The sequence below is a fragment of the Cryobacterium sp. LW097 genome (genome assembly GCF_002205495.2).
GTDB classification, from domain to species: Bacteria; Actinomycetota; Actinomycetes; order Actinomycetales; family Microbacteriaceae; genus Cryobacterium; species Cryobacterium zongtaii.
Map to the genome: position 1 here is coordinate 1,117,756 of NZ_CP021992.1, position 11,590 is coordinate 1,129,345.

6 protein-coding genes are annotated in these 11,590 nt (G+C 71.1%); 4 read left to right on the forward strand and 2 right to left on the reverse strand.

Annotated features, from left to right (window positions below):
• The first annotated feature begins 3 nt into the window (after positions 1-3).
• Together B7495_RS05220 and B7495_RS05225 are read left to right on the forward strand one after the other, a co-directional pair.
• Positions 4-3,420 carry a UrvD/REP family ATP-dependent DNA helicase gene (locus B7495_RS05220; RefSeq protein ID WP_240632415.1) on the forward strand — a complete coding sequence of 1,139 codons (3,417 nt, stop codon included), beginning with the start codon at positions 4-6 and terminating at the stop codon, positions 3,418-3,420.
• On the forward strand, positions 3,417-6,839 hold the full coding sequence (locus B7495_RS05225; protein WP_088455640.1) for an ATP-dependent DNA helicase: 3,423 nt from the start codon (positions 3,417-3,419) through the stop codon (positions 6,837-6,839). The genes B7495_RS05220 and B7495_RS05225 overlap by 4 nt, the downstream gene beginning before the upstream one ends.
• Here B7495_RS05225 and B7495_RS05230 read toward each other — a convergent pair.
• Positions 6,728-7,966, reverse strand: coding sequence for a phosphotransferase (locus B7495_RS05230; RefSeq protein ID WP_088455641.1), 1,239 nt, complete (start codon positions 7,964-7,966; stop codon positions 6,728-6,730). The two genes, B7495_RS05225 and B7495_RS05230, sit on opposite strands and share 112 nt — an antisense overlap.
• 93 nt (positions 7,967-8,059) lie before the next feature.
• Between B7495_RS05230 and nudC the strand changes: the two genes are divergently transcribed.
• Both nudC and B7495_RS05240 read left to right on the forward strand, forming a co-directional pair.
• Complete coding sequence (gene nudC, locus B7495_RS05235) at positions 8,060-9,025, forward strand: NAD(+) diphosphatase (RefSeq protein ID WP_088455642.1); 966 nt, start codon at positions 8,060-8,062, stop codon at positions 9,023-9,025.
• A complete protein-coding gene (locus B7495_RS05240) occupies positions 9,018-10,739 on the forward strand; it encodes an ATP-dependent helicase (protein ID WP_240632416.1) in 1,722 nt (573 codons plus the stop codon). Before nudC ends, B7495_RS05240 begins: the two co-directional genes overlap by 8 nt.
• On the opposite strand, the gene B7495_RS05245 is transcribed toward B7495_RS05240, so the two are convergent.
• Positions 10,630-11,535, reverse strand: a complete 906-nt coding sequence (locus B7495_RS05245) for a TOMM precursor leader peptide-binding protein (protein WP_088455643.1) — start codon at positions 11,533-11,535, stop codon at positions 10,630-10,632. The two genes, B7495_RS05240 and B7495_RS05245, sit on opposite strands and share 110 nt — an antisense overlap.
• Between the last annotated feature and the right edge of the window lie 55 nt (positions 11,536-11,590).

Sequence of the window (11,590 nt, forward strand, 5' to 3'; positions counted from 1 at the left end):
GACATGCCCCATGCTCGGCCCGCCACGTTCACTGTCGGCGCAACCCGTTACCGTTGGACCGTGATGAACCCGGTGTCCGAACTGCTCGACGATCCCGACGTCTCCGACGCTGCTGAGACACCGGCGTGGTCGGCCGAACCGGGTGTGCCCGGCCGTACCCTCGGCCTGGATGCCTCCCAGGAGGCCGTCCTGCGCCTGGGCCTGGACAGGTCGGCCGCCGTGATCGGCGCCCCGGGCTCTGGCAAGACCCACACCCTCGTCGAGTTCGTCGCCGACCGGGTGCTGACCCACGGAATCTCGCCCAGCGAAGTGCTGGTGCTGGTGCCCACCCGCACCGGCGCCACCGTGCTTCGCGACAGGCTGGCCCTGCGCCTCAGGGTGCCCACCAACGGCCCGCTGGCTCGAACCATGAACTCCGTGGCCTTCCAGATCGTGCGGGATGCCGAGGTGGCGGCCGGCCGCACCAGCCCGACCCTGCTCACCGGCGGCGAGCAGGACCAGATCATCGCCGAGATCCTGGCCGGCGACATCGCCTCCGGCACCGGACCGGCCTGGCCGAGCCCGCTCGACGCCGAGGTGCGCAGTCTGCGCGGCTTCCGCACCGAACTGCGCGACCTGATGATGCGCGCCGTGGAGTACGGCGTCACCCCGGCACGGCTGGCCACCCTCGCCGCCGCGAACGACCGCCCGGAGTGGGCCGCCGCGGCCGCCTTCATCGACGACTACCAGGACATCAAGGACCAGAGCCGGCCCGGCCAGTTCGACTCCACCGAGCTCGTGCAGTTCGCCGCGGCGATCGTGCAGGATGCCCCGCGCCTGCCCGCCAGGCCGGCGGGCACCGCCGGACCCACGACCCTGGCCGCCGTGACGCCGGGCAACCCGCTCGGCCCGCTCGGTGCGCTCAAACTCATCGTGCTCGACGACGCCCAGGAGGCCACCGAGTCCACCCTGGCCCTGCTGGCCCAGTTCGCCGCCCGTGGTGTCACGATCGTGGCGTTCGGCGACCCCGACCTGAGCACAGGGTCGTTCCGCGGCGCCCACCCGGATGCCCTCGGCCGGCTCGGCCACTACCTGCGGCTGCCCGACGTAACCACCCTCACCCTCGACACCGTGTACCGGCACGGCACCGAGCTGCGCGCGGTCATCCGCGAGTTCACCGGCCGGATCGGCGCCGCCGCCGCCGGCACCCAGCGCGCGGCCGCCAGTGCCGAGCTCGCACCGACCGCTGCGGAAACCGCCGCAGCGCCGACCGCCGTGCAGACCGTCGTCACCGCCAGCCCCGCCGACCAGCTCGCCGTGATCGCCCGGCGCCTGCGCGAACGCCACGTGCTCGACGGCCTGCCCTGGGGGCGGATGGCCGTGATCGTGCGCACCGGCGCGCTCGTGCCGGCGCTGTCCAAGGGGCTGGCCGCGCTCGAGGTGCCCACCCAGGTGGCCGCCGCGCAGACCGCCCTCCGCGACGAACCGGCCGTGCGCGCCTTCGTCCTCGCCCTCGACATCACCCTGGGCCGCCGCCCGCTCGACGCCGACGCGGCGGTGGACCTGCTCCGCGGCCCGCTCGGCGGCCTCGACCCGATCACCCTGCGACGGCTGCGCGCGGCGCTGCGCCAACAGGAACTCAGCCACGAGGAACTCACCGCCGACGGCGCCCGCAGCGCGGACGACCTGCTCGTGGAGGTCTTCCACAGCCCGGCCCTGCTCGAGCGCATCGACAACCGCACCGCCCGGCGCGCCGCATCCTGCGCCAAGAACCTCCGGCAGACCCGCACCGCCTACGCCGCCGGCGCCACCATCGAGGAACTGCTCTGGGGCCTCTGGCAGCGCAGCGGCCTCGCCCCGGCCTGGGCCGAGCAGTCCACCGGCACCGGCATCGACGCCGACGAGGCCAACCACAACCTCGACGCCGTCGTGGCCCTGTTCTCCGCCGCGCAGCGTTTCGTCGAACGCACCCCGGCGGCCCCGCCCGTGCTCTTCGTCGAACACCTCGTCGACACCGATGTGCCCGAAGACACCCTCGCCCCCCGCGCCCTGGCCGAGTCCGTGCTCGTGTCCACCCCCAGCGGCACCATCGGCCGCGACTTCGACCTGGTCGTGCTCGCCGGAGTGCAGGAGAACGTCTGGCCCGACCTGCGCATCCGCGGTTCGCTGCTCGGAGCCGGCGACCTGGCCCTGCTGGCAGCGGGGGAGACCCCCGACCCGGCCGGCGCCCGCACGAGTGTGCTGCACGACGAGCTGCGGATGTTCGCCCAGGCCGCCTCCCGCAGCACCACCGAGCTGATGGTGACCGCCGTCGACAACGACGAGAACCAGCCCTCCGCGTTCCTGCGTCTGCTGCCGCAGCCCGACCCCGCCCCGCTGGCCCGGTACCCGCTGTCGCTGCGCGGGTTGGTCGGGCGCCTCCGCCGGGACCTCACCCAGACCCTGCGACCCCGGCTGCAGCCCGCCGACGGGGCCGAGGCCGACCCCGTCGCCGCGCTGCCCGCCGTGTTGCCGGCCAGGGCCACGGATGCCGCCGCCACCCTCGCCCGCCTGGCCGGCGAGAAGGTGCCCGGCGCGTCACCCGACGACTGGTACGGCCTCCGCCCGGCCAGCACGGTCCGGCCGCTCAACGATCCCGAGGCCGGCGACGGACCCGTGCGCGTGTCGCCGTCGCGGATGAGCGCGTTCGAAACCTGCCCGCTGCACTGGCTGATCGGCCAGATCGGCGGCGGCGACTCCAGCACCGCGGCCAACCTCGGCACCATCATCCACAAGGTGATGGAGGACGCCACCGACCCGGCCCGCACGCCGGACCCGGCCGGGATCACCGCCGACGCGCTCTGGGCCGGCGTCGAGGCCCGCTGGGACGAACTCGTCTTCGACGCCGACTGGCAGTCCAGGGTGCAGAAGACCCAGGCCCGCGAACTCACCGACAGGCTCGCCGCGTACCTCGGCGACGGTGCCCGCGACGGCACCCGACTGCTCAGTGCCGAGGGCCGGTTCGCCCTGGAACTGGACGGCGCCGTGCTCTCCGGCACCATCGACAGGGTGGAGAGGCTGCCGGACGGCCGCGCCGTGATCGTGGACCTGAAGACCGGCAAGGGCGACCCGACCAGCGACACCGGGGTGGCCGAGCATCCGCAGCTCGGCGCCTACCAGTTGGCTTTCTCGGCCGGTGTCATCGACGGCCTCGAACCCGGCATGGAGCTGGCCGGCGCGCGCCTGGTGATCGTGTCCTCCGGCACCCAGAAGCAGAACTACCGCAATCCCACCCAGCCGGCCTTCAGTCCGGACGAACTGGCGGCCTTCACCACCAGGGTCACCGACGACGCCGCCGGCATGGGCGGCGCCACCTTCGTGGCCGAGATCGCCGACCACTGCCTCAACCCCCGCTCCTACGGCTCGTGCCGGATCCACGTCATCAAGCAGGTCAGCTCATGAGTACCCCGTCTTCTCAGAACAGGGCGGTCTCCGCCCTCGACATCGCCGCGGCGCTGAAGATGTTCCCGCCCACAGGCGAGCAGCAGGCCGTGATCGAGGCGCCCCTCACGCCCACCCTGGTGGTGGCCGGTGCCGGCAGTGGCAAGACCGAGACCATGGCCAACCGGGTGCTCTGGCTGCTGGCCAACGGGCATGCCAGGCCGGACCAGATCCTCGGGCTCACCTTCACCCGCAAGGCCGCCGGCGAGCTCGCTGAACGCATCAACGATCGCATCCGCCAGCTCAGCGAGGCCGGGCTGATGCCCACGAGCGCCGATGCGGATACCGCACCGCCGGCTCCCGGCTCCATGCATAGCCTCGACTCCGCCGACCTGTTCAACGCCCCCGCGGTCTCCACCTACAACTCGTTCGCCAGCCGGCTGTTCACCGACAACGCGCTGCTGCTCGGCCGCGAACCCGAATCGGTGCTGCTCAGCGAAACCAGCGCCTGGCTGCTCGCCCGCCGGGTGGTCGTGGCCAACGGCGACGGCCGGCTCGTGCAGTTCGGCAAGGGCGTCGACGCCGTCACCGACGCTGTGCTCTCGCTCAGCCGCGCCCTGGCCGAGAACCCGCCCCCGTTCGTGCCCGGCGAGGAGCCGGTGCCGCACGACCTCGCGCGCCTGGCGAACAGCTTCGGCTACCTCGCCGACCTGCCCTTCGGTAACCCGCGTAAGAAGAAGGCCTACGACTCGGTGCTGGAGGCCATCAGCGCCGTCGCTCCGTTGCCGGTGCTGGCCGAGCTGGCGGATGCCTACGGGGCCGAGAAACGCCGCCAGGGCCTGATCGAATTCTCCGATCAGGTGGCCCTGGCCCTGCAGGTCTGCCGCAAGGTGCCGGCCGTGGTGGCCCGCTACCGCGAGCAGTACCGCATCGTGTTGCTCGACGAGTACCAGGACACCTCGGTGCTGCAGACCGAGCTGTTGCGCACCCTGTTCGCCCACCACCCGGTGATGGCCGTCGGCGACCCGCACCAGTCCATCTACGGTTGGCGGGGCGCGAGCTCCGCGAACCTGCTCGGCTTCTCCACCGACTTCGCTGCTCTGGCCAACACCGAGGCGCCGTCGATGTCGCTCTCGTTCACCTGGCGCAACCCGGTCACCGTGCTCGAGACCGCCAACGCCCTGGTCGCGCCCCTGAGCGCGCAGCTGCGCGCCCGGCCCAACGGCATTCAGGTGGAGACCCTCAAGGTGCCGCCGGGCAAGGCCGCCGGCCGAGTAGACGCGGCAATGTACGAGAGCATCGCCGACGAGGCCGCCGCGATCGCCCGCTGGTTCGCCGCCAGGCTCGGCACGGCGCCGGCCGGCGTGGATGCTGAGCCCGAGTCTGGCGCGATGCTGTTCCGCGCCCGCCGCGACATGGAGTTCTACGCCGAGGTGCTGCGCGAACACGGTGTGCCTGCGCATGTGCTCGGCCTCGGCGGCCTGCTGTCGACCCCGGAAGTGGCCGACGTACTCGCCGTGCTACGCGTGGTGCACGACCCGTCCGCCGGCAGCGACCTGATCCGGCTGCTCACCGGCGGCCGCTGGCGGATCGGCGTGCGCGACCTGCAGGCCCTCTCCGGTGTGGCGGGCTGGCTGGCCACGCACGACTGGGCGCAGAAGGCCGTGACCGACGAACTCAAGGCCAAGCTGCGCGCCTCCGTGGCCACCGAGGAGAGCCGGTCGCTCGTGGACGCGCTGGATTTTGTGGCCTCCGCACCCGAATCGCACGGCCAACTGGCCGCCTTCAGCGACGACGGCCGGCAGCGCCTGCGCCAGGCCGGCCGGCAGCTGGCCTGGCTCCGCAGCCGTTCGGGCCTGGGCCTGCTCGACTTCGTGCGTTTGATCGAACAGGAAACCCTGCTCGACCTGGAACTGGTCGCCAACGAGAGCCACGGCCGGGCCCTGGCCAACCTGTATGCCTTCCACGATGCCGTTTCGGCGTTCCTGGACAGCGACGAGCAGGGCACCCTGGCCAGCTTCCTGCGCTGGCTGGCCCGCGCCGAACGCCAGGACGACCTCGGCCCGCGCGGCGAGGCCGCCGAACCGGGCACGGTGCAGCTCCTCACCATCCACGGCTCCAAGGGACTGGAGTGGGACTATGTGGCCATCCCCGGCCTCACCGAGAAGAACCTGCCCGCCCCGTCCCGCGAGGTCTCCGGCTGGTTGCGCTTCGGTGAACTGCCCTACCCCTGCCGGGGCGACCGGGCGGAGCTGCCGGAACTCAAACGCCTCGGCCATGAGACCCAGATGTCGTTCGACATCGATTTCGAGCTGTACAAAGAGCAGCTCGCCGACCGGCACGACGCCGAGGAACGCCGGCTGATCTACGTGGCCACCACCCGCGCCCAGCAGCAGTTGCTGCTCACCGGCGCGTTCTGGGGCGGCGGCACGACCGTGCGGAAGGCCAGCCGGTACCTGCTCGAACTGGCCGAGGCGGGTCTCATCGACGCCCTGCCGGAGGGCAGCGAGTTCGACGAGAAGCCGCAGACGGACCAAGACGCCACCGAGGTGTGGCCGTTCGACCCGCTCGGCACCCGCCGCCCCGTGGTCGAGGCCGCCGCTGCCCTGGTGCGCGCGCACGATGACACGGGCACGGATGCCGAAGACGACGGCGCCCGCATCGAAACGCCCTGGTCTAGGGAGGTGACCCTGCTGCTGGCCGAACGCGCCCAACGCCTGGCCGGACCCGGCGTCCTCGGCGTGCCCACCCGCATCCCGGCCTCCCGGTTCAAGGACTACGTCGACGACCCCGCCGCGGTGCTCGCCAGGCTGCGCCGGCCGATGCCGGAGCGCCCATACCGGGCCACCCGCCTGGGCACCCTGTTCCATTCCTGGGTCGAACAGCGCTCCACCGGCGCGTCGGCCGGCGACCTCATCGACGTCGGGCCGGACGAACTCGACGTGGACCCCGACACCGACATCGACATCGACACCGGTGACGGGATGCCGCTCGAGCTGGAACAGCTGGACCGGTTCAAGGCCACCTTCGAGAGGTCACCCTGGGCGACGTTGGCACCCGAGGAGGTGGAGATCGAGATCCACCACGTGCTGGGTGATCAGGTCTTCATCTGCAAACTCGACGCCGTCTACAAGACCCCCACCGGCTATCAGGTGGTGGACTGGAAGACCGGCAAGGCGCCCAAGGACGCCGCCGACCTCGAACTCAAGCAGACCCAGCTGGCCCTGTACCGGCTCGCTTACGCCCGCTGGAAGGGCATCGACCCGGCCAGCGTCGACGCTGTCTTCTACTTCGTCGCGGACGACCGCATCGTCGCACCCGAGCGGCTCTACTCGGAGGAGGACCTTCTGGCGGCGTGGTCGTCGGTGGCCGGGTCGTCCGCGCGGCCGTCTGCCGTGCCGTCGACCGTGGGGATCGGACCCGTCGAGTCGTCGCCGTAACCGGTATCGAACCCGGCACCGTCGAAACCGGTGCCGTCGAAGCTGGTGACCCTGCTGAACGAGCCGGTGTCGGCGAACTCGCTGGTGCCGTACTCGGAGTTGTCGTCGCTGTTGCGACCGGCGGACCCGGTGGCCTGGGTGCGCGGGGTGTCCTTGAGCATCGACTCGACGTCGGAGACGCTGAGGATGGGCCCGGTATCGGGGGAGAGCGAGTTCATGGTGTGGCTGTGCACGTTGTCGACCAGACCGTCCAGCATCGACACCGCGTCGTCGACGATGGCCTCGTCGTGGGTGTCGACGCCGTGCAGCAGCCAGCGGGCCAGTTCCAGCTCGGCGTAGAGCATCGCCCGCTGGGTGATCAGCGGGTCGTTGCCCTGCCGCGCTGCGGTGTAGGTGGCCACGGCAGTCTCGGCGGCGTCACCGCGCGCGGCGAGCAACCAGTTCAGGTCGCGGGCCGGGTCGCCGACACAGAGTCCAGACCAGCCGAGCACCCCACACACGGCGTCGTCGCTGATCAGGAAGGACTCCGCGGTGAGTGACCCGTGGATCACCGTCGGCGCGAACTGCCAGAGAGCGTTGTCGTCGGTGGCGAGTTCCCAGCGCCGCAGCAGCGCTGCGGGCAGCTTGCCGGTGTTCGCGGCCCGGTCGATCAGGTCGATGGTGGCGGTGCGGCAATCCTGGGCGCTCTGCTGCACGAGGCCGGCGTCGCCGATGAATGCCGACGGCAGCCCGTGGATGGCGGCGATCGCGCGGCCGATCGACCCGGACACTCCCTCATGCCCGGTGAGCGCATCCGCATCGTACGAGGCGCCGGGCAGACGCTCGTAGACCACAGCCCTGGTGCCTTCGAACGGCGCCTGGCCCACGAACACCGGCACGTCGAACGGCAGCCTGCTGCGGTTGCCCGTCGTCAGAGCGCGCAACGCCACGAGGTCGGCTGACTGCTCGGTTTCGGCCGCCTGCGACGTGGGAACCCTGATGATCAGTTCCTTCTCATCGCGGGTGATCAGCAAGGCAGAGTCGAACAACCCGCCGCCGCCGAGACTGTGGTTTCGGGCGTGGGCGACGTCGAGCTCCGGCACTGCATTGGTGGCCAACGCGGCTAGAGTGAGGTGGGATCTGGCCATGCCTACTAGGTTAGGTCGAGTTCCTCCCGGTGAGGCCATTCGCCACGCCTGCAGACAACTTCGGCACGTGTTGCCCGATTTTTGAGGGGTCTCATGTCGTTCAGGTTCACGGCCACGCTGCCACTGTCCAGGCACGCCGTTGATCGCGACAACGACGCCCGCGCCCAACCCGATTTGTTCGAGCGGCTCTGGGCGGATGCCGGCACCCGGGTTCTGCCGCTCTGGCGCGGTACCGTGCTGCTCGCCGCCGCCGCCGGGAACGACCGGCCCCGGTTGTTGTTGCTCGAGCCGGCCGATCTCACCATCGACCCGGCGGCCGCCCTGCGGGTCTACCTCGGCCTGTCGCTGGACGCCGACGCCGCCGAACCCGTCGGCACCCCGCTCGTGGCCGTGCCGCTGGACGATGACCAGGCCGCCGCGCTGGAACCCGACGCGTCGAGGTGGGTGGGCCTGCGCGACTACGCCACCCTCCTCTCGGACCGGGACACCGGCATCCTCACCGAATCCCTCGGCATCCTGCACTGGCACGATTCGCACCCGCACTGCCCGCGCTGCGGCGCGGCGACCGACGTGACCACAGCCGGTTGGGTGCGACACTGCCCCGAGGACGGCAGCCAGATTTTCCCCCGCACCGACGCGGCCGTGATCGTGCTGATCACCGACGACCGCGACAGGGTGCTGCTGGGCTCCAACGCCATGTGGGAGGCGAACCGGTATTCGCTGCTGGCCGGCTTCGTCGAACCCGGCGAATCGTTCGAGTCCGCCGTGGTGCGTGAGGTGTTCGAGGAATCCGGCATGCGGGTCACCGACCCGGTCTACCGCGGGTCGCAGCCGTGGCCGTTTCCGGCGTCGATCATGGTCGGCTTCACCGCCCGTCTGGCCGATAGCCAGCAGGCCGGCTCTCTGGTACCCGACGGCACCGAGATCCTGGATCTGCGCTGGTTCAGCCGCGCCGAGCTCGCCGACCCCGAAAACGGCATCATGCTGCCCGGCCCATCGTCGATCGCCCGCGCACTCCTCGACGACTGGCTGGCTCAGCCGGAGCAGCCCGGTGTCTGACCGGTTGACCCCCACCGCCGAGTCCTTGCTCACCGGACTCGACGAGCAACAGCGCATCGCCGCCGAAGCCCTGATCGGGCCGGTCTGCATGCTCGCCGGCGCCGGCACCGGCAAGACCCGCGCCATCACCCACCGCATCGCCTACGGCGTGATGAGCGGCGCCTACTCGCCGAACCGGGTGATGGCGCTCACCTTCACCGCCCGCTCCGCCGCGGAGCTCCGCGGCCGGCTCCGCCAGCTCGGCGCCGGCGGCGTCGCCGCGCGCACCTTCCACGCGGCCGCGCTGAGCCAGCTGAACTACTTCTGGCCGCACGTCGTCGGCGGCCAAGCGCCCCGCATCCTCGAGGGCAAGGGCCGGCTGCTCGGTCACGCCGCCGAGGTCCTCAAACTCAAGCTGGACACCGCCACCCTGCGCGACCTGGCCGGCGAGATCGAGTGGCGCAAAACCAGCGGCCTCAGCCTGGACCAGTACGCCACCGCCGACCGTGCCCTGCCCGGCCGGCTCGACATCGACCAGACCCTGGACATGCAGGCCGGCTACGAACGGCTCAAGGACGACCGCAAACAGATCGACTTCGAGGACGTGCTGCTGGCCATGGCCGGCATGATCGAAGCCGAACCCTCCGTGGCGCTGCAGGTGCGTGAGCAGTACCGGTTCTTCGTCGTCGACGAGTTCCAGGACGTCTCCCCGCTGCAGTACGACCTGCTCAAACTGTGGCTCGGCGACCGGCGGGACCTGTGCGTGGTCGGCGATGCCAGTCAGACCATCTACTCCTTCGCCGGGGCCCGGAGCGACTACCTGCTCGACTTTCCCAAGCACTACGAGGACGCCACAGTGGTGCGCCTGGAACAGAACTACCGGTCAACGGCCGCCATCGTCGCTACCGCCAACCAGCTGATGCGCGGCCGGCCCGGCGCGCTGTCGCTGCACGCCGCCGTCGCCGAGACCGGGGTGGAGCCCGCCGTACGGGAATACCCCAACGACATGGCCGAGGCCCGCGGGGTGGCCCAAAGCATCTTCGAACTCGTCGAAGCCGGGGTGCCACCGGAGAACATCGCGGTGTTGTACAGGGTCAACGTGCAGGCCGCGCTGCTCGAGACCGCGCTCGGTGATGTCGGCGTGAGCTTCCAGATCCGCGGATCGAAGCGGTTCTTCGACCTGCCCGAGGTTAAGCAGGCGGTGATGTCGCTGCGCGCGGCATCCGTGTCGATCATGGGCGAACCGCTGTTCAAATCGGTCAGCGACGTGCTGCGGGGCCTGGGCTGGAGCCAGACCGCGCCGGAAACCCGCGGCGCGGTGCGCGACCGCTGGGAGGCGTTGAACGCGATCATGGGGCTCGTCGACCAGGCCGCCCCCGGCACCACCTTCCGTCAGTTCACCGACGAGCTGATGGAACGCCAGGCCGGCCAGCACGAACCGACCGTCGCCGCGGTGACCCTGGCCACCCTGCACTCGGCCAAGGGCCTGGAATGGGACGCCGTGTTCGTGGTGGGGCTCTCCGAGGGTCTGGTGCCGATCAGCTACGCCGGCACCTTCGAGCAGGTCGACGAGGAACGCCGGTTGCTCTACGTGGGTGTCACCCGGGCGCGGAAACGCCTCTCGCTCAGCTGGTCCGCGGCCGGAAGCCAGCAGCGTTCCCCGCGAGAACGATCACGCTTTCTGGCAGAAATCGGCATCCGCACCGCTCGTGCGGCCGGTGCGCGCGGCGTCTGACCGTCAGCGATTCAGCGTCGATCGCCAGTGACGCGGCCGCGAACTCGTTCGAGGACGCGAACACCCGCTCGTGCACGATGCCGGCCGCCGTCGAGGCCACCTCGATGCCCAGCCGGGGCGTTTCGGTGGGTGCCGTGCGGTGCAGCAACTGGCTGGCGATCGCGGGCCAGGCCGGGTCGAGGTCGACCTGCTCGAGGTCCAGGCAGGTCAGGCACGGCCCGGCCCCGGGTTCCACGAGCGGGCCGACCCGCACTTCGGCGTCGCTGAACAGCACCGGCAGGTGCGGCACATCCCGCCGCAACCAGTGACCGTGCCGCTCCGGAGCGAGCACGAAATGGTCCACGATCACGGCCAGGTCAGGGAGCTGCCCTGGCGTCGCAACCGTGATGCCCAGGTCGACCAGCAGGTGCCGAATGCGGTCGGCGGTGGCCCCGGCGCCGTCCACGCAGACCACCGGACGGTTGCCGCGGTGCACCGGGGTGGCCCTCCTGCTGCCGAACCAGGTGGCTGTGAGAGGGACGGTGTCGGTACCGGGCTCCGCCGGCTGAGTGTCGAGGCCGACCAGCGCGGGGGCCAGGGCGGAGAGCAGGGCGGCGGTCGCCGCATCCGTCGCACCGGACTGTCGCCCGAGCATCAGCGCACCCGACCGGGGAATCCCCACCCGGAGCGCGGCGATGACGCTCTCCAGCGGAGCCGTCACCCCCGGTACGATCGCCAACGGCCTGTCGATGCCCAGCTGGATGGTGTCCGGCGTGCGCCAGACGAGCGGATACCGCGGGTCGAGTCGAAGGATCATCCGGCGATCTTCCCTCAGACCGGCCGTCGCCGTCGGATCCATCCACAGGCCCGGA